Origin of the sequence: Haladaptatus sp. SPP-AMP-3 (assembly GCF_049568665.1) — an archaeon.
Taxonomy (GTDB): domain Archaea; phylum Halobacteriota; class Halobacteria; order Halobacteriales; family Haladaptataceae; genus Haladaptatus; species Haladaptatus paucihalophilus.
This window is the reverse complement of sequence record NZ_CP145897.1, coordinates 1,232,610-1,256,764: the sequence shown is the minus strand read 5'-3', so window position 1 is coordinate 1,256,764 and position 24,155 is coordinate 1,232,610. Positions and strand designations below refer to the sequence as shown.

Below are 24,155 nucleotides of genomic sequence, written 5' to 3'. Positions count from 1 at the left end.
GATTACGGTTATCTCTACCGTACCGTTTCAGCCGCATATTTATTCCCGCCGTAATACACGGTTATTTATATGCCGTCGCGTCTGCGACGGACGTACTCTCACCGTCCGAAGAGGGTGGAAAAGAGGTGCGCTTCGGCCTTTCGAAGGTGTTCGTCCACGGTGCTCGGTGCACACTCCAGTCGTTCCGCGATGTCCGCGTGAGTGGCCTGTCGCGGTATCTGATAGTACCCGTGTTTGACGGCGGTTTCGAGCACTTCGCGCTGTCGGTCAGTCAATCCGGAGAACAGGTGGTCGGAGTCCGGTGCGTACTCTCCGGTCTGTTCGACGCGAATGTCGATTCGCTGTGGTAGTTCGCGGAACGCTCGCTGTATCATCTCCTGCGTCCCGACGACGGTTGCGAGGATGTCGCCGGATTCGGTGTACGTGAGCGGCGTGTCGATGATGAGCGCGTACTTCTCGACGACGTACATGAGCGTCCCCGCCGGTTCACCCGCTTCGACGTAGATGTAGATATGGAACGACCCGTCGTGGACATCGAGGATATCGTAGGTCAACACGGATTCGTGTGCGTCCAAATCCTCCACGAGTCCGTCCGAGTTCCCCCGAAGTCGATAGAGGAGGACGCCGCCGCCGCTGAAGATGGAATTGACGTGGAGGAGCTGGTCCCGCGTCACGTCGGCCCGCGCCGCGATGATATCTCCGACCGGATGGATGCCCTGACCGTCGAGCACTAATTTGAGCGTTAGAAATCTCATCATCCGATTCTAACACGCACTCATCTCCCGGACATACATAATTATTTATCTATTAAACGGTGTCCGATGTCCGATATCACGGCGAAAACGGACGGTTGGACTCCCCGATGTCACGCACCTGTTGCCGCCTCGTCCGTGTCGAGTTCCGGTCGTTCCCACGCGACACAGAGGGCACCGCCGACCGTTCCGAGCAGCATTCCCACGCCGAATCCGCCGAGCGCCCCGAAAATCGATGCGACCGACAGCAGTATTCCCGCGGCACCGAAGAACTCGGCTAACTCCGGGCGCAGAAGGGCGAAGACGCCACAGAGGAAGACGAAGACGGCGAACACCAACCCCGCGAACATGAACGTACTCGGGACGAGTGCGAAGGTCATGGCTAACTGTGCCGGGATGATGCCGATGACGAGTCCGGCGAGGATGACGAGAAGCGCTCCCCAGAACGGTCGTTCGTGTCGCCACGAAGCGAAGTTCGAGCGGTACGATGTGAGCTGTGATGTGTGTGTGGACATGTCGTGTTCCTCCAATCGTTCGATTCAGTTTACGCTCCCGCCGCGCACTGGCTCGTCGGGAAACTCGTCTCGTTCTCGGGATTCACGACCGTCTTGACGTGCGCTCCGGAGAGCGTGATACTCCGCAGGAACTGACTTTGTGCCCGTATCTCCCCGTCGTCGATGACGATGGTGGGTGCCGAGAGCGAGAACGAACTTTTCACGGTACCCGGTTCGGACGTCGTCTTCTGGCTCTTCATCTTGAGGTTCCCCCGTAGATAGGTGAACTTCTGGGTCATCCCCGAGAACTTCACCGCCTTATCGGAACTGATCATGAGACGGATGGTGTTGCCGCCGCCGGGCATCCCTTCGGGAACTTCGACGTCCTTGTACATCTTCAGTCCCGTTATCTCCCCTTTGTCGATCTTTGCGACCGCCGACGGATACGTCCCGCATTCGCTGGAGTTCTCCAGCGACGCGTACTGTGTGAACCCTTGACCCTGTAACTGATCGAACGTCACCGTGAACCCGCCCACTCCGGCCGTGGGCACCGCGATGGCGACGCCGCCCGCCATGACCGCGCCGACGGTTCCGGCTTGAAGCACCAATGCCGCGACGATCACGATAGCAAACTTTCTGGTATTGATTGCCATACACACCAACGATCGTTTATTACATTAAGGGTTGGCGCGGTTTTACCCGGGAATATACAAGGGGGATGATTTTAAATCAACAAATTTACTATGAATGCAGATTGTAATTAGAAGTTTTATTATTTATGGAGTCGGACGGATGTCGCGGTTCGGTCCCGTTCCCGGAGGCGGAAACGGACTGTCCCCCCGTCGGCCGTCCGTGCCTCGTCGCGGGTTTCACACCGCGGCGTCCGTCGTCCTTCCTCGTTCGGTCGTGCCGCGTGGAAAAAGAGAGCGCTTCCGTCTCGTTTCGGCACCTGCGAATTCACGCGACCTACATCGGCTCGATGGAACAGCCGTGGTCGGTTTCGTCGATGTGCGACTCAGCCCGCGATTCCGCGCCGATGCGTGATGGGTGGAAACCGATCTGTCCGCAGGATTCACACTGTATTCTGTACATGGATTCCGATTGCTCCGTCGTTTTCTTCACTATTAATAATTACTGTTGTGGCATCGTCTGCGATGCTGTCCGTTCGTCCGCGAAGGGGTGTGATTCGAATCGCTCCGTCTCCCGTCGAGTCGTCTACTTCCGCTCCGTCATCCGACGTTCATCGCGCGTTCGACGACGTTTTCGCCGTACAGTTCCGCCAGCGCCTCGCGTTGGTCCGGTCGGTTCTCGTACACGTCTTGGAACAGGGAGACGGGCGTCATCGCGGCCTGATAGGTCGCCTCGTCCCACATCCGGTCCTTGCTGACGTCGATTTCGATGCCGTCGATGACGACCGTCGCCGTCTGCGTCATCGAAATCGCGCCCGTCCCCGCTTCCTTGGCCGCTTCGAACTCCTCCATCGAGTCCACGATGTCGTCCATGCTCGGGACGTACTCGGTCATGTCGAGCAGTTCCCCGCGCAACTCGTCTTCGTCGAGGTCGCGCTCGTCGCCGCCGACCCGGAGGTTGTAGCCCGTCTCCGTTTCGTCCAGTCCGATCCTCTCGCCGTCGTAGAACTGGGTGCCGTCCTCCGATTCGAGTTCCGTCGTGCCGTCGCCCGCGTCGAGAAGCCAGCGGCCGGTCTCCGGCGGGAGCGGAGCCTTGTTCGCCTCGACGACTTGTCCGGGGGTCAGCGACCAGATGCCTATCATCCCCTTGGCCCGGTTGTCCTCCATCCGCTCGTTGTACCCCTCCACGTCCCGAATGTCGTCGTACGGCCCGTCGACGGCGATGAGACCAGCGGCGCTCGCGCCGCGGGACGTGTTGTGGCGCAGTTCCGCCCACGGCGGCAGGCCGCCGGTGGGCGTCATCGCGCGCATGTCCTTGGTGTAGTCCACCTCGCCGTCCACGAGCAAGAACAGGCGTTCGAGGTTGTTGTCGGGCTTGCCCATCTCCTCGCGGAGGTCGCCCATCGCCAGTTCCGCCGCCGCGCTCTCGACGATGACCGACATGGCGAGGCTTCCCTCTTCGAGGCCGTATTCGCTCTCGACGATGGTGATGAACTCGTCCGCCTTCTTCCAGTCGTCGATGCCGCCGACCTCGGGAATCACGAACCCGTCGATGTGCTCGATAGCTCCCTTTTCGGGGTCCGCGATTCGGAGCAGGTGCTGAAAGCACCGATATCGCGTTTCGGGGCTGTCCCGATGCCACACGATGCGGGGGTGAATTTCGCCGGGGAACCCCGCCCCGTGTTCGGACACCACGTCGACGATGTTGTCGGCACCCTCGTCGCGCATCGACGGGGCCGTCGCGTCCTCGTTGTCGGGCACCCACACGTCCGGTGCTTGCATGCCGCGGAGCTGGGCCGCGCTCCGGATCATCTTGGCGGAGTCGTCCTCGCCCTCCACCGCCGTCGGCGAGGTGAAGAACGTCCGCACGAACTCGCGGTCGTGTCGTCGTTGCGTGCTCATATCAGTCGTCTCCTTGCTCGGAGGCGACCATCTCTTCGTCCTCCTCCGAGTTAGAAGTAATGGGGTTCGACTCGTCCTCGGAGAACCCCTCCGACTCCTCGATGCGCTCGCGGGCCTCGGGGTCGAACTGCGTCTCGATGTCCTGATACCGACTCACGAACGAGAGCTCGTGGTGCGATTCGGTCGGGTGGTCGAGGTAGCGGTCCTCGAGGTCGAACTGCGCGCGTTCGTCGTCTTCGGCGAGGCGTTCGAAGTCCTCGTAAACGCTGTGTGCGCCGGAGTGGAGCGCGAACAGCGTGATGAAGATGTACTTGTAGCCGAGGTTGCCCAGTTCCTCGAAGGTGAGAGGGTCTTCCTCCTCCGACCACGCGAACGACGAGGAGTAGTTGAACGCGAGCTTCAGGTCGGGGTGCGTCTCGTGGATGGTTTCGGCGTACTTCACCGCGTCCTCCCGACTCGGGTCGGGCATCTCGGGCCAGACGATATCGACGCCCGCGTCGGCGTAGATGCGGCCGCGTTCGAGGTGTTCCTCCCAGTCGCCGTTGGCGGAGCCGTAGGCGTCGGTTCGGGCGATGATGACGGTATCGTCGGACTGCTTCGCGTCCACCGCGGCCTCGAAGCGCGAGCGGGCCTTCTCCCGGGAGACGATCTGCTTTCCGGCGATGTGGCCACACCGCTTCGGCGACGTCTGGTCCTCGATGTGGACCGCGGCCACGCCCGCCTTCTCGTACTCGCGGACGGCGCGGCGGACGTTGTGGATGCCGCCGTAGCCCGTGTCACAGTCCGCGACGACGGGGAGGTTGCAGGCTTCCACGATTCGTTTGGCGTTCTCGACCATCTCGGTCATCGTGACCATCTCCAGGTCCGGGAAGCCGAACTGGCCGAGCACTGTGGAGTAGCCGCTCATGTACGCGGCGTCCAGTCCGGCCATCTCAGCCAGTCGCGCGTCGAGGGCGTGGTAGAGGCCGGGTGCGAAGACGTAGTTCTGGGAGTTCAGCATCTCGCGGAGTTCCTTTCCAGCGCGGTTCTCGATGTCTCTCGTGGTCGTGTCGGTATCAGATATCATCGGTTGTCCTGTAGGGTAGCTTCGATTCGGTCGAGTTGCGTTCGGAGGGTCCTGAGTTCCCGTTCGAGTTCGGACGAGAACTCCGTTCGCGGGCGGTCGGAGGGCGTTCGGGCGGCGGTCCGTCCGTCGTCAGTTCGCCGCTCGTCGGTCCACCGGTCGTCCGTCGTCCGGCGGTCGGTCGTCCGGCGGTCGATGGTCGGTCGGTCCGTCGTCGGTCGGTCGCGTCCCGCCGTCCCGATGAACGGGACGAGCGGGGCTTCTTCTTCCGTGCGGTCGTAGCGAGTTCGGTCTGTCATATGGGTCGTATTGTCAGTCGATCTGTCGTCGGTGACGTTTTGCGAGTGGTTCCGGTGCGTGCCGAGGAGCGTGCTGCGCGTACTGACATTTGTTTCACCGCATCCACTCCGACAACAGTACCAGATATAAACATTATGATTTATAATGATAATATTCTTTAATGCCATTCATCTCTCCAGTGGCGGTTAAGGGGATATAATTGTCGTTCGGTATCACGCCACACGGCCCCTTGCGTCCGTTTCGACTTCCTCCAACTCGTCCCGACTTTCCCTCGTTCGTTTCGGTTTCCCGAGTGCTTATCTTCGCTCGTCCCCGAGTTCGGGTATGAAACGAGGGTGGGAGCGTGCGAAATAGGGGTCTGGGACGAGGGCGACTCCTGCGCATCCTGTTGCTGTTGATGTTCCTTTCTGCCGGACGCGGTGTGTTCGGCGGAAAGAGACTTCAAGACGTGCCCTACGTTCCCGGAACGGACAACGGACTGGTGCTCGTCGCGCTCGTCGGGGCCGTCGTCGTCATCGGCGGCGTCCTCGCGTTCCGCGCGGGAGTGCTTCCGGGAACGTCGTCTTCGTCGTCGGAAACCGAGGTTCACCCCCCGGAGGGCGGGTACAACTGTCGGTACTGCGGTCGGAACCTGGAGCGGTACCGTAACCGCTGTCCCTACTGTGAGACGCGGGACCCGGTCGGCAACGAGGACTGGTAGCCGCCGCGACCGGCGGACGCGGTGGCGAGCGGAGCGTATCGTTGTCTCGTGACGTATTCCGGGTTGTAACCGAGCGTGGGACGAGACGCGTCGCCGGGCCGTGGCGATTATCCGGTCGCCGCCCGATACTACCACCTCATGCAGCGAAGGCGATTTCTCGCCCGGATGGGTGTGGCGATGGGTGGAATCGGCGGGGGAACCGAAACGAGTGGCGTCGGTGGCGCACAGCGTCGCGGGCCGTACCGGGAACCGGTCGTCACGTCGCCCGCGATTCGGCGGTGGACCCTCGAAGAGAAACGAACCGACAGGACCGAGATTCGGGCCGGGGGACGGTCGTTCGGCGACGCTTACACCAGCACGCTCATTTACAAAGATGAACGGTTGGCTTCGGGCCTCGATAGGTACGTCCGCGGGAACTTCGAGGGAATCGTCGGCGCGTTCATGGCGACCCGCGTCACGTTCGACTCCCCGCTCTCGATTCTCGCACAACCGTCGCTGGTGACGGGCATCGCAAAGGAGCGTTTCGAACGGAACCTTCGACGCCTCGGATTCTCGGACATCCGCGAGCTCCCCTCGTCCGAACGCGAGACGACGGCGGAACAGGCCGTCGCCGAGTACGAGGCCGACTACGACGCGAGCGAGTACATCGAGCGCCCGAACTCGCCCGCGTACCGTCTTCCGTCGGTCACGCCGGACGGACACGTGAAGACGGTACTGTACCTCGAAGTGCTGAAACCGGGCGAGACGCTGCTGTTCACGGCGGGAATCAGGCCGACGGACGAGCTACTCCGAGTGGTTTTCGACAGCGACGGCGACGCCTACCGCGCGGAACTCCTCCGGTTGATGCACGGCGTGAAGTGACCCGGCCGCTCGGCGAAAAGTCTCAACACCGTGGGGTCCGATACCCGAGCGATGGCCGATTCGACACGCTCGGAGCGTCGCTTCGTTCCCTTCTTTCGGCGCTACACGAAGACGTGGATTCACGCGGTAGCGACAGCGGGATTGACCGCGTTCGGGACGCTGACGTTCGTCAATCGGGCGTTCGCCGTCGTCGCGCTCAGCATCTACGTCCTCCCGCCGGTCGTTCTCTACCTTCGCGGCGCGAATCCGGGAGAACGGGGGCCGAACGCCACGAAAACGGCCGTTACCGGAACCGACCCCCGCGGCGATTCAGGGACTTCGACTTCCGACGGAAGCGACGAAATCGGGGGCAGTAACGCGGAATCGGAAACGATCGATGACGCCGAATCCGAGGCGGACAGCGACGTTCCGACTCACTCGTGGACGGTCGCGAAAACGCCGACGGACGGGACCCTGTTCGATACCGTCGTCGCCGAGGGTGCCGCCTACGCCGTCGGCGAAAACGGCGTCGTCCTCCGAAGCGAGGACGACGAGGGCGACAGGAACGACTGGCGAAGCGCCCTCGAAGACGGGCCGGGCGCGAACGCGGCCGACCTCCGCGGCGTCGATACGACGACCGACGGACGAACCGTCTGGGTCGCCGGGGACGGCGGCGCGCTCGGGCGGTTCGACGTCGCGGAGGGCCGACATACCGACCACTCCGCTCCGGCGGACGTGACCGATAATTGGACGGCCGTCGCGGTCGGCGGAACGGCCGACAACGAGACGATACTGCTCGCGAACGGCTCCGGACAGGTCCTCCGCGGGCGGTATCGAGACGGCGACCTCGCGTGGGACACTCCAGTCAAGCCGGGAAGCGGGTCCAGCCTGTGCGCGGCGACGATGGTCGATGCGTCCGTCGGCGTCCTCTGTGACACGAACGACGGCGTGTTCGAAACGGACGACGGCGGCGAGACGTTCGGTCGAATCGGTATCGACGACGTGGACGGCACCCTGACCGACGTGGCGGCGACCGGCGGCGGTCGCCGGTACGTGACGACCGACGACGGGATTTGTTACCGCGGTGGCGACGGAACGTGGACGCCGACCAGACTGGGCGACGAGGGAATTCGGGCCGTTTCGGCGGCGGACGGGGCGGTCGTCGCGTGCGGGGAGACGGGCGTCGTCTACGAACGAGCGGGCGGCGAGTGGGACCGAACCCTCACGCCCGCGAACGGGACGCTTCACGGCATCGTGGTCGCACCGTCCCGGTCGGTCGCGGTCGGCGCGGACGGAACCGTCGTCGAGCGGCGGACCGGCGGGACCATGTGAGGGGCTTCGTCAGTCGCCGCGAAGCGCCAGAAATCCACCGACTCCGGCGACGAACGCCAGACCGGCGCCCAGCAGGAACGTCGGCGACCACCCGAATCGGAGGACGAGGAGGCTCGTTCCCACCCCGCCGTAGATACCGCCCCACAGCTTCGCCGTGAGCATCACCGCGTAGTTCTCCGAGGAGTACTCTTCGCCGTAGTACTCGCCGACGAGTCCGGGGAGGATGGAGAACGACGGACTTCTGAAGAACATCGTGACCCCGGCGAGCGCGACGAAAGCCCACTGTGCTCCCATCCCACCCGCCGCGACCATCGCGGCGAGGGCGATACCGCAACAGACCAGCGACCCGGTGAGGGTGCGCACGCGGCCCAACCGGTCCGACGCGGTGCCGACGACGATGACGCCGGACGCCTGCCCGAGCGCGACCAGCGACGCGGCGGTCGTCGCCGCGGTCGTCGAGAGGCCGAAGTGCGCCGCGTACACCACGACCTTCTCGACGAGCAACAGCCCGACGCCGTTGACGACGGCGAACACGACGTACAGGGCCCAGAACCGACGCGTTCGAACCATCGTCCGCCACGCGATGTCGGGTCCCGACGGTGATGACCCGTCCGGCGACGAATCGTCCGCCGACTCGTCGGACCCATCGTCCGTCGAATCCCGCTCGTCCGGGTCGTGAACGACGAGCGCGGCGGTCACCGCCGTCACGCCGGATGCCACGCCCAACGCGAGCAACGTCGCGGAGAAGTCGGTCTCGACGCTCCGCTTGATGACCGGGATGAACAGGAAACTCGTCCCGCTGAACGCCATGCTCACCGCGCCGGTCGCCATTCCGCGGCGCGAGACGAACCACCGCGAGGGAGTGTTGATGGCGACGTCGTACGCGATTCCCACGCCCCCGCCGCCGAGCGCGAACCAGAGGAAGAGCGCCGGAAGCGTCGGGTCGAAGGCGGCCCCGGCGAAACCGGAGAACAGCAACACCGCGGCCGCGAAGAACGGAATCCGCGGGCCGTACCGGTCGCGGGTCCATCCCGCGGGAAGCGCCGTGAGCGTCTGTGCGACCACCATCACCGAGAATATTGCTCCCAGCGCCGTCCCGGACGCCGTCGCCTGCGCACCCAGCGCGCCGCGGATGACGGGCCACGAGAACTGGTACGTTCCGGCGGTGCCGGCGGTGCCGACCGCGGCGGCGACGTACAACCAGCGGGACGAACGCGAACGGCCATCGGTCATGCGGGTAGTGGCGAATCGATACGTCACCCATTCAAGTATAGTCAGCGGCGGACCGGTCGAACGGCCGTCGTGTTCGACGGCGGTCGTGTCCTCCGTTCGCCGTCGGATTACAGAGCTAAGGTCGTTGGGTGCCAACGCAACACATGGCTCTCGAAATAGCCTTTCGGGTGTTCGTCGCGGGCGTGCTGGTCGTCGCGCCCACGCTCCTGTTTCTCGGCCTGTGGCGGGGGTTGATGGCGCTTCGTAACGACGACCTCGTGAACCGAACCATGAACGGCGAGTACGGCCCGATTCCCGAATCGCCGATTGCGGCGGCGATGTTCGGGTTCGGCGGCGGCGGGCGTTCCCGATTGACTAGTTCGGCACACGGCGGACAGGTCCGCTGTCGGCAATGCGACGCCGTGAACCCCGAGTACGCGGATTACTGCGGAAACTGTCTGGACAGACTCGGTTGAGGTCGGTCTCGGGGGATGCGTTTCCGTCGGTCCGCGACGGATCCGTCCGCGGCGGGTCGGTCGAGAGCGGGTCTGCGGCGAGTCAGTCGGGTCGGTCCCGCGGGTCGCCCCGATTGCGCCGGTCGCGTCCCTCGTACTGGTCGGGGCGGTCACGCTGGTCCGGGTAGTCGCCGACGACCCGGAAGCCGCCTGCTTCGCCGCGTCCGGCGACTTCCCGCTGTGGGACGGGAATCTTGATTCCCTCCCGGTCGAAGGCGTGCTTCACCGCCGCGATGACGGCGGTCGTCGCGCGCCATCGACGGCGGCTACTGGGGCGGTCTATCCAGAACCGAAGTTCGAGGATGACGGCTGACTCTCCGAACCCGGTCAGCACGGCGTTCGGTCGCGGGACGTTCAACACCTCGTCCACCTCTTTCATCGCCTTCTTCGCCACGTCGACCCCTCGTTTCGGGTCGGCGTCGTAGTCGATGCCGACTTCCACTTCGAGCCTGAGCCGTCCCTTCCGCCCGAAGTTGACGAGCGTGTTCGAACTCACGAGGTCGTTGGGGAGGACGACGTATTTCCCGGAGAACGTCTCGATTCGGGTCGAGAACAGCGTGATGTCGGTGACGATGCCGTCGGTTTCCTCCCCGGTTTCGAGCGGCACCTGAATCCAGTCCCCGATTTCGAACGGCCGGGAGAACATGAGCGTGAATCCCGCGATGAGCGCGCTCAGCGTCTCGTTCGCGGCCAACCCGATGATGATGCCGAGGAATCCCGCACCGATGAGGAACGCGCGGACGTCCACCTGCCAGACGCTCAACAGCAACAGCGCGGCGAGGAGGTACACGGCGACTTCGGTGAGTCGGGAGAACACCTCGCTCTGATGGCCGGTGAGTCCCCCGGTCTCCGTCGTGAATCGGTCAACGGCCCGGACGAGCATCCCCGACCCGATGTAGGCGGCCGCGACGACGCCGACGGTGATGGCGATTCGAAGTCCGGCGGACGTGAGCCGCGAGAACACGTCGACGGTCGGCGCGTTCGGTGCGGCGCTGGCCCAGAGCGACAGGGCGCTCTGGCCGATGAAGAGCGCGACGAGGCCGCTCACGACGAGGAGAACGACATCGACGACGCGGGGGTCGACCTGTCGCTTCAGCCGCGGCGCTATTTTCCACAATACCCACACGACGAAGACGAGGATGACGAGGAGAAACGTCGATTGTAAGACTCGCGCTTCGGGCAGGGGAAGCAGTTCGGCGAGTCCGAGAGGGTTGGTCCACAGATTGGTCATGGTGAATCTCCGGTGTCGTCGTCGCCGGTTCCGCACCGGCCGAACTCCGACCACGGGATTCCGAGTCAATCGCGCTCTGCTTCAGTGTATTGGGCGGAAAAACGACCTCGCCGTGGCCGACGTCATCACTCCGCGTTCGAACTTCCCGCCGTCTGTATCGTCCAGTCGGCCGATTCGCGCAAGTAGTCGGGAATCTCGTCGTCGTCCAGTTTCTCGTGGAGGTAGATCGTCTCCTCCTCGACCGCGCCGCGGCCGAGGTCCACGAACAATCGCTGGAGTCCGTTGCGCCACTCCGCGTCCACCAGCTGTCGCCAACACGCCTCGAACGCGTCCTGTTCGGAGCCCGTCGGTCCTCCGCTTTCGCGCGCGATTTCGAGGCAACACTCCGGGCAGTTGCGGACGGAGACGGGTTTCGTGAGCGCGTGCACGTGACCGTCGAAGGTGACGACTGGCGCTTGCTGTTCCATCTCGCCGTGGCGGTCGCACGTCGCGCTTTCGGGTTCGGTCCCGATGTACATCGGGCGTCTGTTCTGGGACATGGTTGGAGGAGAAGAAGTATCGACTGACGAGGGTATCAAGCTACTGGCGGCGAGCACCCCCGTCACAGAAAGCTCATGTAGGGGGCGTAACAATCGGCACAATCGACATGCCCCTCCACCGTCCCAATCGGCGGCGGTTCGTCGCCGCCCTCGGCGTCGGTGCGGTCGGCGCGCTCGCCGGGTGTTCCGGCGATTCGTCGCCGACGAACTCGTCCCTCGAACGGTCCGCCGACGAGTGGCCGGTCGCCCACGGGACGCCGACGAACGTCGGCTACTCCCTCGCGCGAAATACGCCCCGACGCGACCCGAAGCTCGCCGAGTGGAAACTTTGGGTCATCGCGCGGTCCGGGTCGGTAATCGAGAAAGAAACCGTCCAACACGGGAACGTGAGCAGCCCGGTCGTCGCGGACGGCACCGTGTTCGTGGCGACCGGACTCCCCGGTCGCCGACCGGACGGGGACGGCGCGCTCGTCGCCCTCGACGAGACCACCGGGGAACCCGAGTGGTCGGCGAGGCTGCCCGACGGGGGGTCGGGAACGCCCGCCGTCGCGGACGGCCTCGTGTTCGTCGGGTCGAACGACCGGGCGCTGACCGCCTTCGACGCGGGTTCGGGCGACGTCCGCTGGCGAACCACGACGGGGGCGCCCGTCGGAACCCCCGCCGTCGCCGGAGCCCACGTTTACGTCGGCGACCGGGAGGGGTCCGTCCACGCGTTTCGGCGGACGGACGGAACCCTCCGCTGGCGGTTCGGACAGCGGCCCCTCAAATCGTTCTTCTCGCACAAGCGGTGGCGGATACGCGCCAAACCGGCCGTCACCGAGGACACCGTGTACGTCACCACGGGTATCGGGTACGATGACACCACCGAGACCCGCGCCGGGAACCTCCTGGCGCTGTCCCGTTCGGGCGGCGACGAGCGCTGGCGCTACGAGTACCGACCGCGATACCGGAGCTACGACCTGCCGAGGGCACCGGTCGTCGTGGACGGGACGGTCTACGTCGGTCAGTCCGTCCTCCACGCCGTCGATGCGACGAACGGAACGAAGCGGTGGCGGTTCAACTCGGGATACGGGACGGTCAGCGCGCCCGCCGTCCACGACGGGACCGTTTACGTCTCCTCGAAGAACGTCTACGCCCTCTCCGCGGACGACGGAACCGAACGGTGGCGGTTCGTGAACCTCGCCGAGGATTCGTACGACGACGGGAGCCGCGTGCCGATGGAGAGCGCGCCGGTCGTCGCGGACGGAACGGTCTATGTCGGTGCGGGCGCGCTCGACGCGTCGTCGGGAAAACGGCTGTGGGGGAACGTCGGGAACCGGGAGGACGACGATTTCTTCTCCGATTTGAGCGACGCGAACGCCGTCGTCGAGGGTCCGGCGGTCACCGACGGTGCGGTGTTCGTGGCGACGCAGTACGGTGCCATCCGACGGGCGACGCGGGGTGACGAATGAAGCGCCGCGCCTTCCTCGCGGCGGGCGGCCTCGCGCTCGGTGCGGGCTGTTCCGACCTGCTGGGCGACTCGAAGAAAACGGAGCAGTCCCCGCCGCCGGAGGAGTGTGCCATCGACCCGAGCGTGACGCCCGGCACGTCCGACTGGACGAGCGAGCGCGGCGGGGCAAAAAACACCGGTTCGGTGCCGAGCGACGACGTTCCCGCGCCGCCGCTTCGCATCGACTGGACGTACACGATGGGCGGACACATGGGTGCGTCCCCTCCGGTCGTCGCGCACGAGACGGTGTACACCACGAACCTCGATAGGGAAGTTCACGCCGTGGACGCGAAGACGGGGGAACACCGGTGGCAAGCGAACGTCTCGGTGAGTTCGGCGGCGGCGGTCGCCGGAGGTCGCGTGTTCGTCGCGGACGACCGCTCTGTCACGGCACTCGACGCGATGTCCGGCGAGCAGCGCTGGCGGACCGACTCCGACGTCGGGGCGCACCTGCTCAGCGGCGGCGTGCAGGCGACCGAGCGGACGGTGTTCGTCTCCGGGGACATCTTCGTGTCCGCGTTCGACGCCGAGACGGGCGAGCGACGGTGGCGCCTTTCGACCGGACTGGAGACGAAGTGCCGTCCCGCAATCGCCGACGGAACGGTCTACGTCGGGAGCGACGACACCTACCTCTACGCGCTGGACGCCGAGACGGGTGAGCGACGATGGCGATACAAAACCGACGGACGCATCAACTGTGACCCCGCGGTCGCCGACGGTGGGGTGTACGCCGCTTCGGACGACGGAAACCTGTACGTGCTCGACGCCGAGACGGGCGAGAAGCGGTGGCGAAAGGAAGTCGGGACCGTCGGCCATCTCGCGGTGGATGGCGGCCACGTCTACGTGGGATTCGGGGGCCAGTACGGGCCGACGATGAACGCGTTTACCGCGGCGTCCGGGACCGCGTGTTGGTCGTCGGAGGAGTACGTGTCGGGCTACGCCAGCGGCATCGCCGCGAGTTCCGAGTACCTCTACCTCCCCGTCGGGTCGCTCAGCGGGTCCTACTCGGAGACGCTCGGCGCGCTCGACCCGAACACCGGCGAAACCGCGTGGCGATTCCAGAACTCGAGCGCGCGGTTCGACAACGGCCCCGCCGTCGCGGACGGTGCGGTCTACGCCGCCGGTATGGGGACCGACGGGTTGACCGTCGCCCGGTTCGTTCCGAAGGATTAGTCCTCGTCGCGCAGTTCCGTCCGGCGGATCTTCCCGGTGACGGTCTTCGGCAGTTCGTCCACGAATTCGACCTCGCGGGGGTACTCGTGGGCGGACAGTTCCTCCTTGACGTGGGTCTGGATGTCCTCCGCGAGGTCGGGCGACGGCTCCGCGCTCGCGCTCGGGACGACGTAGGCCTTCACGATGTTGCCCCGCTCGCGGTGGGACTTGGGCACCACGGCGGCCTCCGCGACGGCGGGGTGTTCGCCGAGCGAACTCTCGACCTCGAAGGGACCGATGCGGTAGCCCGAGGAGATTATCACGTCGTCGGCGCGGCCCTCGAACCAGAAGTAGCCGTCCTCGTCGAGGTGTCCCAAATCGCCGGAGAGATACCAGTCGTTTACAAAACAATCCGCGGTCTTCTCCGGTTTGTTCCAGTACTCGGCGAAGAAGCACGGATAATCCCCGCGTTGAGCGATTTCGCCAGTTTCGCCGGGTTCGAGGGGTTCGCCGCTTTCGGGGTCCACGACGGCGGCCTCGATGCCGGGGAGCGGTTTGCCCATGCTTCCCGGCCGAACCTCCATCGTCGGGTAGTTGTTGATTATCATGTTGCCCGTCTCTGTCTGGCCGTAGGTGTCGTGGATGGTGACGCCGAGCGTCTCCTCGCCCCACTCGACCACGCCCGCGGATAGCGGTTCGCCGATGGAGAGCGCGTGGCGGAGGTCGAGGTCGGCGTCGTCCAGTACCGACTCGTTTTCCCGAAGCATCCGGTAGGCGGTCGGGACGCTGAACAGCACCGAGATGGGATACTCGTCCAACAGGCCCGCCCACGTCTCGGGGTCGAACTCGCCCTCGTAGGTGAACAGCGTCGCGCCCCAGAACCACGCGCCGAGCGTGTTGATGGGACCGGTCAGCCATCCCAAGTCGCCGGTGGACCAGTAACAGTCGCCGGGTTGCAGGTCCACGGCGAATCGTTGGGTCGCGGCGACACCGGCGACCCAGCGGTGTTTGTGGAGGACGCCTTTCGCCAGCCCCGTCGTTCCGCTCGTGTAGTACAGCAGCGCGTTGTCCTCGCCGCCCGTCTCGGCCGTCTCGTACTCTTTTTCCGCATCCTCCATCGCGGCGTGATAGCTGACGTCGCCGCGTCGAATCCCCGTCCCGTCGTCGCTGATGACGATGACGTGTTCGACCGAGGGGGCGTCTTCGAGCGCCTTCTCGATAGTGCCCCGGTTCGACGCCGTGGTGACGACGACTTTCGCGTCACAGTCGTCCAATCGATAGGCGATGCCGTCCGGGCCGAAGCGCTCGTTGACGCCGCCCCAGACGCCGCCCGCCTTGAGCGTCCCGATGAGCGCGACGTAGTGCTCCGGGATTCGCGGCAGGTAGGAGAACACCCGGTCGCCGGAGTCGATACAGTCGGAAAGAACGTTCGCAAAGCGGTTGGACTCCTCGGCCAGTTCCCAGAAGGTGAGCGTTTCCCGCTCGCCGTTCTTGCCCGCGTAGTACAGCGCGACCTTCCCACGGTCGTCCGCGTGTCGGTCACAAACCTCGTGGGCGATGTTCAGTCGCTCGGGTGCATCCCAGTCGGCTTCCGCGAAAATGTCGTCCCACTCGAAGCTCGCTCGTTCACTGTCGTAATCATGCAGATTGTGACCGTTCATCACGGGGAACGTCGTAGACTGAACGTATAATTATTATCTAACGATGCAATCACTTCCGGCTGCGGTTCGTTTCGAGGACACCTATCGGCGAGCGGTCGCGGAACGGAGAGCCACCCCGTCTAAAACTGGGTGAAAGCGAAACCAGAGATGGAATGACGATACTGGTGGATAATATAATTCGATGGAGGACGACGAGCCCCTGCCGGACGTTTCGTCGGTGTCACCGCCCAACGACCGTCGGAGCGACTCCTATAGCTCTCCGCTCGTCGTCGATACCGCGGAGTCGCTCGCCCGTCTCTTTTCGGTGCTCGCGGACGAGGAACCCCGACACATCATCTACGTCCTCTTTCACCACGACGAGACTACGATTGCGCTCTCGAGACTCGTGCGTTCGGTCGCCACGATTTCGGACGTAGACGAACGGACTCGACTGCGCGAACGGATGGTTCGAAGACACCTCCCGCGCCTCGGATTCGTCGGAATCGTCGATTACGACCTCACCGGTGACCCCCACGTCTGGCTCTCCGCGAACACGGACATCGTGGACAAGGAACTGCTCTACGACATCGTAAAGCGGAGTTACCGGTACGAGCGGGGAGGTGCCGAAGCCGAATCGTAGATGACGGCCGTTCGAGTATCCGAAGACGCCTCGCGGCATCGCTCCCTATTCGACCGAGCGGAGCGTCGAACCCGTTTCCGTCGCAACGAGCGAACGTCGCTTCGAGGACGAACCCCGTAATCGGAACCGTGACTTCGACGAACGAGTTCGTGGAGGGAAACGATACTCGACGTCCCGCCGGTTGTTCGGACGTCGGGCAAAAGCCTCTTACTCATCGACTGCGTGATTCTCCCAACCATGACAGAACCGTTTTCGAACGAAAATCCCTCCACGCGGTCCTCGCTCGCCGAGACGGAGACCGAAGCGGAGGCGGCCTTCTTCAAGCACATCGTCCGGGATGCGCTCGATGCAGTGGTGACGATTTCCGAGAACGGAACCATCGTATTCGCGAACGAGGTGGCGGGACGACTCTTCGGTTACGACCGAGACGAGTTGCTCGACGAGTCGATACGGAGTCTCTTCCCGGAGCGACATCAGGAGGCGTATTTCCACCAGTTTCGACTGCAGGTCGAGGACGCGGACTCGACGGTCGAACACAGCGGCCTCGAACGAACCGCAATCCGTCGAAACGGGGAGGAGTTTCCGGTTTCCTTTTCGCTGCGGGAACACCGGTATCACGACCGGCGGCTGTTCACCGCCACGATTCGTGACATCTCCGAACGAAAACGACGGCAACGGGAACTGGAAACCGTCACCGAAAAGTATCGAACGCTGGTCGATACCGCGCCCGATGCTATCTTTCTCGCCGACGCGAAAACGGGGACGATTCTGGAAGCGAACCGGGCGGCGTCCGAACTCCTCGACCGGCCGATAGAGGAGATCGAGGGAATGCACCAGTCCGAACTCCACCCCGAGGACGACCGCGACCGATACGAACGGTTGTTCGAACGACCGCGCGAAAACGACGCGTCCGTTCCGGGCAGCCACGGGCTCTCGGTGGTCGATTCCGGTGGGAATCGCATCCCCGTGTCCATCAATTCGAACTCGACCGAACTGAACGGGCGACGAGTTATTCAAGGCATCTTCCACGACATCAGCGACAGGAAACGGCGCGAGGAGGCCCTCAACAGGTTACACGCGACGACGCACGAAATGCTCGAAACGTCGACTCCTGAAACCATCTGTCAGCGCGCGGTGGAAACCGCGGCCGACGTCCTCGACCTGCCCGCGACCGGCATCTACCTCCTTTCGGAGGACGACGTGCTCGAACCGGCCGTGATGACCGAACGGGTCGAGAACCTGTTCGACGGTGACGTACCGACGTACACGTCCGACGATGACCTCGCGTGGGACGTGTTCGAAACGAACGAACCGAGGGCTATCTTCGACTTCGATGCGACGCCGAGCGTGGCGGACCGGGACACGCCGATTCGAAGCGGTATCATCGTTCCGCTCGGCGAACACGGAATCTTCATCACCGCGTCCACGACGCCCCGCGATTTCGACCGCATCGATTTCGACCTGATGCGGGTGCTGGCCACCAACACCGAGGCGGCCCTGACGCGGGCGGAACGCGAACGCGACATCGCCCGACAGCGCGACGAGTTGACGACGCTGAACCGCATCAACGCCATCGTTCGGGATATCAATCAGGCCCTCGTCGCCGCGCCGTCGCGCGAGGATATCGAACGGACCGTCTGCGAACGGTTCGCGGATTCGAGCGTCTATCACGGTGCGCTCATCGCGACGCTTTCGTCGGCGGAAGAGCGATTGGTGGTTCAGACGGCCGCCGGTATCGACGACGACTATCTGGACCTGATAGCGGAGTTAGGACCCAAGTCGAAACGCGGGGGCGCCGGGACTGCCATACAAACGGGACAGTTCAACGTCGTCGAGGACGTGTCGTCCTTGTCGTCGTTGCCGGAGTCGTTCACGTCCGCGGCCAACGAACGCGGGTACGGTTCCATCGCGTGTGTCCCCATCAGTTACCGCGGAACCACCTACGGCGTGTTGGTCGTGTACGCGTCCAAACTGACGTCGGTCAGCGAGCGCGAGCGGAGCGTGTTCAGCGAGTTGGGAGAAACCATCGGCCACGCCATCAACGCCGTCGAGAGCAAGAAACTCCTCTACTCCGACCGCGTTCTCGAACTCGAATTCTCCATCACGAACACGGGTTCGTTTTTCGTCGTCACGTCCGAGGAACTCGGCTGTTCGTTCGAACTCGACGGCGTCGTCCCGTCGAGGGACGACGTGTACCTGTTTTACGTGACGTCGAGCGGGGCTCCCCCCGAGAAGGTCATCGAACGCGCGGACGAGTCGCCCATGGTCGAACACGCCCGCGTCATCCAAGAGACCGGCGACGAAACCCTGTTGGAGGTGGCGCTTCGCGGCACCGAAACGTCCGCCCAAGCGCTCATCGAACGCGGTGCCTACGTCCAACGCGGTTCGATAGAAAACGGAAAGGGAAGTATCGTCGTCGAAGTCCCGGCGAACACCCGCGTTCGTCCCTTCTTGGACGCCGTCGAGGAAGTGTACGAGGAGACGAATCTGCTCTCGAAGCAGTCCCGCGACCGGCCGTTTCACTCGACCTCCGAATTCTACCACGAACTGGGCGAAACGCTCACCGAACGACAGGCCGAAATCCTGCAAGCGGCGTATCTCGCGGGATACTTCGACTACCCCCGCGCGAGTTCGGGGGCGGAGCTGGCCGACACGCTGGATATCTCCTCGCCCACGTTTCACCAACACCTCCAAACGGCCGAACGAAAACTCTTCTCGCTGCTGTTCTCGGAACGTCCACGAATCGACTGACACCGATACCTCAGTACTGAGGCAAAGAACTGGTACCCCCGGAACGGATTGTACGTGATGATGAGCGACTCGGAGCAACCAAACGACACACATCTCGGAACGAGTCGACGACACCCGGAGGAGGAGAGTGACAGTTCGTTACCGCCGGGAACCGTGGAGCGAATCCTCTCGGACGCACAGCGGCGTGCTCTCTGCCAGTATCTCGTCGAATCGCCGCTTACGTCGATGGACGAACTCATCGACTTGCTCGTTCAGCACGACGATTCCTGCGGTCGTGAGACGGCGCTGATTCGCCTCCACCACATTCACCTGCCGATGTTGGAAGATTGCGGTATTCTGACGTACGAAGCACGGAGCGAAACCGTTCGGTATTGGGGGCACGAGGAGGTCGAACGACGACTCGAACTGTGTCGCGTCTCGGAGACGGACGACGTGAACGACCATCCGAAAAGTCGGACGTGAGCGCCGACGACGAACGCGAGTAGCGAGAGCGTATTTTCCGACGACCGACAATGATTGCGGAGACGATTCACTCGTCGTCCGCTCTCCCTGTACGCCTTCAACCGTTCGACACGTTTGCCGTGGAAAGGAGCACTGTGAAGGCTCTGTTCACTCCGAAGCTACCATATCAATTCGAATAACGACATACGTGAGAGTAGCGTGCCCTCTTTGGGGTGGATTGAAATGTCAATGGAAGCGGTCGTGTACCAAGGACCGCACGACGTAGACGTAGAAGAGGTAGACGAACCGGAGATAGAACACCCGAACGATGTCGTCATCGACATCACCACGACGGCCATCTGCGGGTCGGACCTCCACATGTACGAGGGACGAACCGACGCCGACCCCGGTATCGTCTTCGGGCACGAGAACATGGGTATCGTGGACGAGGTGGGCGACGGCGTGACGACGCTCGAAGAGGGCGACCGCGTCGTCCTCCCGTTCAACGTCGCCTGTGGCGTGTGTAAGAACTGTGAAAACGGCTATACCGGCTTCTGTCTGAACGTGAACCCCGGCTTCGCCGGTGGGGCGTACGGATACGTCGCCATGGGGCCGTACAAGGGCGGACAGGCCGAGAGACTCCGCGTGCCGTTCGCGGACTTCAACGCTCTCAAACTTCCGGAAGGGAAGGAACACGAGGATTCGTTCATCCTGCTCGCGGACATCTTCCCGACGGGATGGCACGGGACGGAACTGGCGAACCTCCAACCGGGCGAATCCGTCGCCATCTTCGGTGCCGGACCGGTCGGACTGATGGCCGCCTACAGCGCCAAAATCAAGGGCGCGGCGGAGATTTACGTGGTCGATAGGGTCGACAGCCGACTCGAACTCGCCGAGAAACACTGCGACGCGACGCCCATCAACTTCGAGGAGTCGGACCCTGTGGAGCAGATAAAGAACATCCACGGCGGCGGCGTGGACAAGGGCGTCGATGCGGTCGGGTACCAAGCGGTGGACCCCGACACCGACGTCGGCGACGACGCCTACGACCCGGCGCGGGAGAACCCGGCCGTGGTCCTCAACCAATTGATTCAGGTTGTCCGGGCGACCGGCCAACTCGGCGTCCCCGGCCTGTACGTACCCTCGGACCCCGGCGCGCCGGACGAGATGGCCGCACAGGGTCGCCTCGGCATCGACTTCGGGAAGTTCTTCGAGAAGGGGCTGAAGGTCGGCACCGGCCAGTGTAACGTCAAGGAGTACAACCGCGAACTCCGCGACCTGATAATTCAGGGACGCGCCGACCCGAGTTTCGTCGTCTCACACCGCGTGGACCTCGAAGAGGCGCCCGAGATGTACGAGCGCTTCGACAACCGCGAGGAGGGCGTGACGAAAGTGCTGCTCGAACCCTGAGCTGAAGCCACGACCAACTTTTTTGCGTCGATACCCGTCGAACGACGACATCGGCCCGACGTGACGCGGGGCTGGTATGCGAAAAAGTAATAAATACCTTTCTAAGTATGAGCACGGGTTAATGCGTGTCCGTCCCCTCCGTTTAAACGGTGGTGAGCACATGGAAATGCGGGGGAGACGGAGCGCGCGTCGGGACGAGCGTCAGCGTCAGTTGCGCCAGATAGTTCGACTACAGCGTGAGCTGAACGAACAACGCCGGAAGATAGACGAACTGGAGCGCATCCGGGATACGGTCTTGCGTACCTCGTCGGGGTCGGCCACGTACGAGGGAACCTGCGCGGAGTGCGGTATCGGCGTCATCGTTCGGGAGCACGACACGCTTCGGTGCTCCTCGTGTGGCTTTCGGTGCCACCTCTAACCTACTCCGCGTCCTCGACTTTTTCCGCGTATCGCTCCAGTTCGCCCGCGAGCGTTCGCGCCTCGTCGGGGGACAGCGACACGGTTTCCGCGTGAGCGGGGAGGTTATCGAGGGAGGTGTTGTCCAGTTCGAGTTGGAGCAACACCTCGTCGGGGTCGTTTCGCGGCGTTTTGACGTTCAGGACGGCCATCGCCTCGTCGGTCCAGCCGTGGCCCTCCGCCACGGCGTCCAGCAGGTCGAACGTGGTGTAGGCCGTCACCGAGAGCACGCGGTCGGCCATCTCAGTCGTCTCCGGAAACAGCGCGAGACGGTCGCCTTCGGCGCTGCGACTCGCTGGCTTCCGGGACTCCGTTGCTGCGCTCAGTCATCGCCGGAAATCGTCTCCGACGGACTGTTCGGGGCCGGACTCGACTCCATGTCGTCGTCCTCGGCGTAGGGATACCACGTCTTCTTCGTGTTGTGCATGTACGGGTCCTCGTAGCTGGTCTCCTCGGGACTGGCGAGGGTTTCGAGCTCCTCGGCGTGGAGCGCGTTCACGAACTCGCGGAACGTCTGGCCGTCCTCGCGTCGCGCCGCGAAGCCTTCGACGAGGTTCCGAATCGCGCCGGGTACCTCGTCCACGGCGATGCGCTCCTGAATCCACGTCGCGAAGCTGGGGTCCTCGCCGAGGCCGCCGCCGACGCCGATATCGAGGGCTTCGACGGTTTCACCGTCCTTCCGCGTCTTCATGCCGCGGAGGCTGATGTCGGCGATTTGGGGTTGCGCACAGGACGCGGTACAGCCCGAGAGGTGGATGTGGAAGTTTGCCACGTCGTCCGGAAGCTCGACGTTCTCCTTGAGCCAGCGCGAGAGGCGCACTTGGCGGTTCTTCGTCTCCACGATTGAGAGCGAACAGAACTCCGTTCCCGTACAGGCGATGGACCCGCGCTGGAAGGGGTGCGGGTCCGGGCTGTAGCGCTCCAAGACGGGTTCGTCCAGCATGGCGTCGAGGCGCTCTTCCGGCACGTCCATCAGGATGATGTTCTGGCGCTGGGTGAGTCGCGCCTCGCCGGAGCCGTACTCCTCGGCGACGTCGGCCAGCTCTATCATTTCTTCCGCGCCGACGCGGCCGACGAGGACGTTCAGGCCGACGTAGTAGTTGCCGTCGGGTTGCTCGTGGACGCCGACGTGGTCCGCGTGGCCGTGGTCGTCCGGGACGCCAGCGTTGTAGGAGTACTCCTCGCGGAGGTCCTCGCCCGCCGTCTTGAGGTGGAAATCGACGTACTCCTCCTGCAGCGTCTCGCGGACCTTCTCCGGCCCCCACTCGTCCACGAGGAACTTGATGCGGGCGCGGCGGCGGTTGTCGCGGTTGCCGTAGTCGCGGAACAACCCCGAGAGGCCGCCGAGAATCGGCGTAACTTCGTCGGGTTCGGCGAACACGTCGATGTCGCGGGCGAAGCGCGGTTCGCGGCCCGCCAGTCCCCCGCCGAGGCGGACGTTGAACCCGCGGACGGTTTCGCCGTCGATCTCCTTCCGTGCGGGTTCGATGCCCACGTCGTTGATGTCGCCCTGTCCGCAGCCCTCGCGGCACCCCGTCACCGACACCTTCCACTTCCGCGGCAGGTTGGCGTACTCCGGGTTACCCTTGAAGTTCTCCTGCAGGTCTTCCACGACGGGAAGCGCGTCCACGAACTCGCGCTCGTCCTTCCCGGCGACCGGACAGCCGACGATGTTCCGCCACGAGTCGCCGCAGGCCTGCTTGGTGGAGAGGCCCGCCTCGTCCAAGCGGTCCCAAATCTTCGGCACGTCCTCGATGTGTATCCAGTGCAGTTGAACCGCCTGTCTGGTCGTCACGTCGGCGTAGCCGTTGCCGAACTCGGGGTTCGCGGCCGGACCGGTTGCGAAGTCGCGAGCGATTTCCCCGATGACTCGAAGTTGTCCGGGTTCGAGCACGCCGCTCGGCGGCCCGATGCGCATCATGAAGTAGCTCTCTTGGCCGTCGCGCTGGTGGTACAGCCCCCACCATTTGAACCGCTCGAACCACGCGTCGTGTTCGTCCTCCGGGATGGCCTCCCAGCCTTCCTCGGCGAATCGACGCATGTGGTCGCGAATCTCCTCCCCGTACACCTCGTCCTTCCATTGTTCCACGTCGGTCGGCATGGGGGTCCCTACAGACGGTACCCGTAAACAATCGCCCTCCGCGTCAAGGTCCGCCGGGGGTCGGGAATACCGGCAACGTTCGCATCGACCCGCGACGGGGCGATGGGCGCTCAGTCACGACCGCGCGTCTTCGATGGACGGTGAACTCCTCCGGGGTCTACCGCCCGAAATTCGTCGTTCCATCGCGCGGGTCGCCCGATGCGAAGCCATCCCGTCGTGTCGCGCTCCCCGCAGCCAATACACTGTCCGGCGGCGCGCGCCTCGACCCACGCCCCGTCGACGCCGATGTCGGTGAACACCTCCACGAGAAACAGCGCGACGTCGCAGTCACAGACCTCGTGGTCCGCGAGTCGCCAGATGTCGCTGACGCCGACGATTCGCGTGTTGTTCACGTTGACCCACGCACCCTCGTCCAGCGTCCGAACCGCTGTCACCATGCCCACGCTCGGCGGCCTCGAACCCTCAATACACCGGCCGACGCAATCCCCGCCGAATCGCCTGACGCGTCACGCACGGTCCAACGCTCGATACGCCCGCCGTCGTCCCCCCGACCGGCGCAAATCGGC

24 protein-coding genes are annotated in these 24,155 nt (G+C 64.1%); 11 read left to right on the top strand and 13 right to left on the bottom strand.

The annotated features are described in order from the left end of the window. Positions 1-98 precede the first annotated feature (98 nt). The 6 genes from V5735_RS07175 to V5735_RS07150 form a co-directional block, all read right to left on the bottom strand. Positions 99-731, bottom strand: a complete 633-nt coding sequence (locus V5735_RS07175; RefSeq protein WP_423745728.1) for a helix-turn-helix domain-containing protein — start codon at positions 729-731, stop codon at positions 99-101. Positions 732-865: 134 nt separating this feature from the next. After that, a complete protein-coding gene (locus V5735_RS07170) occupies positions 866-1,267 on the bottom strand; it encodes a DUF6114 domain-containing protein (protein WP_254663002.1) in 402 nt (133 codons plus the stop codon). A gap of 29 nt (positions 1,268-1,296) precedes the next feature. Then, complete coding sequence (locus V5735_RS07165) at positions 1,297-1,899, bottom strand: DUF6230 family protein (protein WP_423745727.1); 603 nt, start codon at positions 1,897-1,899, stop codon at positions 1,297-1,299. Positions 1,900-2,475: 576 nt separating this feature from the next. Further along, positions 2,476-3,777, bottom strand: a complete 1,302-nt coding sequence (gene aceB / locus V5735_RS07160) for a malate synthase AceB (protein ID WP_423745726.1) — start codon at positions 3,775-3,777, stop codon at positions 2,476-2,478. A gap of 1 nt (position 3,778) precedes the next feature. Further along, a complete protein-coding gene (aceA, locus tag V5735_RS07155; RefSeq protein ID WP_423745725.1) occupies positions 3,779-4,843 on the bottom strand; it encodes an isocitrate lyase in 1,065 nt (354 codons plus the stop codon). Further along, the gene (locus V5735_RS07150) at positions 4,840-5,139 is read right to left on the bottom strand and encodes a hypothetical protein (protein ID WP_423745724.1); all 300 of its coding nucleotides are present in this window, start codon (positions 5,137-5,139) and stop codon (positions 4,840-4,842) included. Before V5735_RS07150 ends, aceA begins: the two co-directional genes overlap by 4 nt. A 344-nt stretch (positions 5,140-5,483) precedes the next feature. Between V5735_RS07150 and V5735_RS07145 the strand changes: the two genes are divergently transcribed. The 3 genes from V5735_RS07145 (at position 5,484) to V5735_RS07135 (ending at position 8,012) form a co-directional block, all read left to right on the top strand. Continuing rightward, the gene (locus V5735_RS07145) at positions 5,484-5,840 is read left to right on the top strand and encodes a hypothetical protein (RefSeq protein WP_423745723.1); all 357 of its coding nucleotides are present in this window, start codon (positions 5,484-5,486) and stop codon (positions 5,838-5,840) included. Between the two features lie 75 nt (positions 5,841-5,915). Next, positions 5,916-6,701, top strand: a complete 786-nt coding sequence (locus V5735_RS07140; RefSeq protein ID WP_423745722.1) for a hypothetical protein — start codon at positions 5,916-5,918, stop codon at positions 6,699-6,701. A gap of 51 nt (positions 6,702-6,752) precedes the next feature. Beyond that, entirely contained in the window at positions 6,753-8,012 is a 1,260-nt protein-coding gene (locus V5735_RS07135) for a WD40/YVTN/BNR-like repeat-containing protein (protein ID WP_423745721.1), read from the top strand. A gap of 9 nt (positions 8,013-8,021) precedes the next feature. Here V5735_RS07135 and V5735_RS07130 read toward each other — a convergent pair whose 3' ends face one another. Beyond that, a complete protein-coding gene (locus tag V5735_RS07130) occupies positions 8,022-9,245 on the bottom strand; it encodes an MFS transporter (protein ID WP_423745720.1) in 1,224 nt (407 codons plus the stop codon). 143 nt (positions 9,246-9,388) lie between these two features. Between V5735_RS07130 and V5735_RS07125 the strand changes: the two genes are divergently transcribed. Next, positions 9,389-9,700: a hypothetical protein gene (locus V5735_RS07125; RefSeq protein WP_423745719.1), complete on the top strand. Its 312-nt coding sequence runs from the start codon at positions 9,389-9,391 to the stop codon at positions 9,698-9,700. An 82-nt stretch (positions 9,701-9,782) separates the two neighbouring features. Here the strand turns inward: V5735_RS07125 and V5735_RS07120 are convergent, their stop codons facing one another. After that, on the bottom strand, positions 9,783-10,970 hold the full coding sequence (locus V5735_RS07120; RefSeq protein WP_423745718.1) for a mechanosensitive ion channel family protein: 1,188 nt from the start codon (positions 10,968-10,970) through the stop codon (positions 9,783-9,785). A gap of 125 nt (positions 10,971-11,095) precedes the next feature. Beyond that, complete coding sequence (locus tag V5735_RS07115; RefSeq protein ID WP_007981997.1) at positions 11,096-11,509, bottom strand: hypothetical protein; 414 nt, start codon at positions 11,507-11,509, stop codon at positions 11,096-11,098. Positions 11,510-11,616: 107 nt separating this feature from the next. Here V5735_RS07115 and V5735_RS07110 point away from each other — a divergent pair, with 107 nt between their 5' ends. Next, positions 11,617-12,960, top strand: a complete 1,344-nt coding sequence (locus V5735_RS07110) for a PQQ-binding-like beta-propeller repeat protein (RefSeq protein ID WP_423745717.1) — start codon at positions 11,617-11,619, stop codon at positions 12,958-12,960. After that, positions 12,957-14,171 (top strand): PQQ-binding-like beta-propeller repeat protein, encoded by a 1,215-nt coding sequence (locus V5735_RS07105; RefSeq protein ID WP_423745716.1) that lies wholly within the window; start codon positions 12,957-12,959, stop codon positions 14,169-14,171. The genes V5735_RS07110 and V5735_RS07105 overlap by 4 nt, the downstream gene beginning before the upstream one ends. Here the strand turns inward: V5735_RS07105 and V5735_RS07100 are convergent. Further along, a complete protein-coding gene (locus tag V5735_RS07100) occupies positions 14,168-15,811 on the bottom strand; it encodes an acyl-CoA synthetase (RefSeq protein ID WP_423745715.1) in 1,644 nt (547 codons plus the stop codon). The genes V5735_RS07105 and V5735_RS07100 overlap by 4 nt on opposite strands. A 181-nt stretch (positions 15,812-15,992) precedes the next feature. Between V5735_RS07100 and V5735_RS07095 the strand changes: the two genes are divergently transcribed. The 5 genes from V5735_RS07095 to V5735_RS07075 all read left to right on the top strand — a co-directional run bounded on the left by V5735_RS07095 (position 15,993) and on the right by V5735_RS07075 (position 21,450). After that, positions 15,993-16,430, top strand: a complete 438-nt coding sequence (locus V5735_RS07095; protein ID WP_423745714.1) for a DUF7344 domain-containing protein — start codon at positions 15,993-15,995, stop codon at positions 16,428-16,430. A 237-nt stretch (positions 16,431-16,667) separates the two neighbouring features. Beyond that, entirely contained in the window at positions 16,668-19,181 is a 2,514-nt protein-coding gene (locus V5735_RS07090; RefSeq protein ID WP_423745713.1) for a PAS domain S-box protein, read from the top strand. Between the two features lie 60 nt (positions 19,182-19,241). Beyond that, complete coding sequence (locus tag V5735_RS07085) at positions 19,242-19,643, top strand: DUF7344 domain-containing protein (protein ID WP_423745712.1); 402 nt, start codon at positions 19,242-19,244, stop codon at positions 19,641-19,643. 228 nt (positions 19,644-19,871) lie between these two features. Next, positions 19,872-21,032, top strand: a complete 1,161-nt coding sequence (locus tag V5735_RS07080; RefSeq protein ID WP_423746005.1) for a glutathione-independent formaldehyde dehydrogenase — start codon at positions 19,872-19,874, stop codon at positions 21,030-21,032. A 160-nt stretch (positions 21,033-21,192) separates the two neighbouring features. Further along, the gene (locus V5735_RS07075) at positions 21,193-21,450 is read left to right on the top strand and encodes a hypothetical protein (protein WP_423745711.1); all 258 of its coding nucleotides are present in this window, start codon (positions 21,193-21,195) and stop codon (positions 21,448-21,450) included. Between the two features lies 1 nt (position 21,451). Here V5735_RS07075 and V5735_RS07070 read toward each other — a convergent pair whose 3' ends face one another. The 3 genes from V5735_RS07070 to V5735_RS07060 form a co-directional block, all read right to left on the bottom strand. Beyond that, a complete protein-coding gene (locus V5735_RS07070; protein ID WP_423745710.1) occupies positions 21,452-21,730 on the bottom strand; it encodes a DUF6360 family protein in 279 nt (92 codons plus the stop codon). A gap of 80 nt (positions 21,731-21,810) precedes the next feature. Next, entirely contained in the window at positions 21,811-23,589 is a 1,779-nt protein-coding gene (locus V5735_RS07065) for a nitrite/sulfite reductase (protein WP_423745709.1), read from the bottom strand. 110 nt (positions 23,590-23,699) lie between these two features. Beyond that, the gene (locus tag V5735_RS07060; protein WP_423746004.1) at positions 23,700-24,026 is read right to left on the bottom strand and encodes a hypothetical protein; all 327 of its coding nucleotides are present in this window, start codon (positions 24,024-24,026) and stop codon (positions 23,700-23,702) included. Between the last annotated feature and the right edge of the window lie 129 nt (positions 24,027-24,155).

Excerpts from the sequence above, each read along its gene's own strand:
- V5735_RS07165 (WP_423745727.1), bottom strand. The coding sequence starts at position 1,899 with ATGGCAATCAATACCAGAAAGTTTGCTATCGTGATCGTCGCGGCATTG.
- V5735_RS07100 (WP_423745715.1), bottom strand. The coding sequence starts at position 15,811 with ATGAACGGTCACAATCTGCATGATTACGACAGTGAACGAGCGAGCTTC.
- V5735_RS07115 (WP_007981997.1), bottom strand. The coding sequence starts at position 11,509 with ATGTCCCAGAACAGACGCCCGATGTACATCGGGACCGAACCCGAAAGC.
- aceA (WP_423745725.1), bottom strand. The coding sequence starts at position 4,843 with ATGATATCTGATACCGACACGACCACGAGAGACATCGAGAACCGCGCT.
- V5735_RS07110 (WP_423745717.1), top strand. The coding sequence starts at position 11,617 with ATGCCCCTCCACCGTCCCAATCGGCGGCGGTTCGTCGCCGCCCTCGGC.
- aceB (WP_423745726.1), bottom strand. The coding sequence starts at position 3,777 with ATGAGCACGCAACGACGACACGACCGCGAGTTCGTGCGGACGTTCTTC.
- V5735_RS07060 (WP_423746004.1), bottom strand. The coding sequence starts at position 24,026 with ATGGTGACAGCGGTTCGGACGCTGGACGAGGGTGCGTGGGTCAACGTG.
- V5735_RS07075 (WP_423745711.1), top strand. The coding sequence starts at position 21,193 with ATGGAAATGCGGGGGAGACGGAGCGCGCGTCGGGACGAGCGTCAGCGT.
- V5735_RS07080 (WP_423746005.1), top strand. The coding sequence starts at position 19,872 with ATGGAAGCGGTCGTGTACCAAGGACCGCACGACGTAGACGTAGAAGAG.
- V5735_RS07095 (WP_423745714.1), top strand. The coding sequence starts at position 15,993 with ATGGAGGACGACGAGCCCCTGCCGGACGTTTCGTCGGTGTCACCGCCC.
- V5735_RS07120 (WP_423745718.1), bottom strand. The coding sequence starts at position 10,970 with ATGACCAATCTGTGGACCAACCCTCTCGGACTCGCCGAACTGCTTCCC.
- V5735_RS07065 (WP_423745709.1), bottom strand. The coding sequence starts at position 23,589 with ATGCCGACCGACGTGGAACAATGGAAGGACGAGGTGTACGGGGAGGAG.
- V5735_RS07135 (WP_423745721.1), top strand. The coding sequence starts at position 6,753 with ATGGCCGATTCGACACGCTCGGAGCGTCGCTTCGTTCCCTTCTTTCGG.
- V5735_RS07125 (WP_423745719.1), top strand. The coding sequence starts at position 9,389 with ATGGCTCTCGAAATAGCCTTTCGGGTGTTCGTCGCGGGCGTGCTGGTC.
- V5735_RS07070 (WP_423745710.1), bottom strand. The coding sequence starts at position 21,730 with ATGGCCGACCGCGTGCTCTCGGTGACGGCCTACACCACGTTCGACCTG.
- V5735_RS07105 (WP_423745716.1), top strand. The coding sequence starts at position 12,957 with ATGAAGCGCCGCGCCTTCCTCGCGGCGGGCGGCCTCGCGCTCGGTGCG.
- V5735_RS07150 (WP_423745724.1), bottom strand. The coding sequence starts at position 5,139 with ATGACAGACCGAACTCGCTACGACCGCACGGAAGAAGAAGCCCCGCTC.
- V5735_RS07090 (WP_423745713.1), top strand. The coding sequence starts at position 16,668 with ATGACAGAACCGTTTTCGAACGAAAATCCCTCCACGCGGTCCTCGCTC.
- V5735_RS07085 (WP_423745712.1), top strand. The coding sequence starts at position 19,242 with ATGAGCGACTCGGAGCAACCAAACGACACACATCTCGGAACGAGTCGA.
- V5735_RS07170 (WP_254663002.1), bottom strand. The coding sequence starts at position 1,267 with ATGTCCACACACACATCACAGCTCACATCGTACCGCTCGAACTTCGCT.
- V5735_RS07130 (WP_423745720.1), bottom strand. The coding sequence starts at position 9,245 with ATGACCGATGGCCGTTCGCGTTCGTCCCGCTGGTTGTACGTCGCCGCC.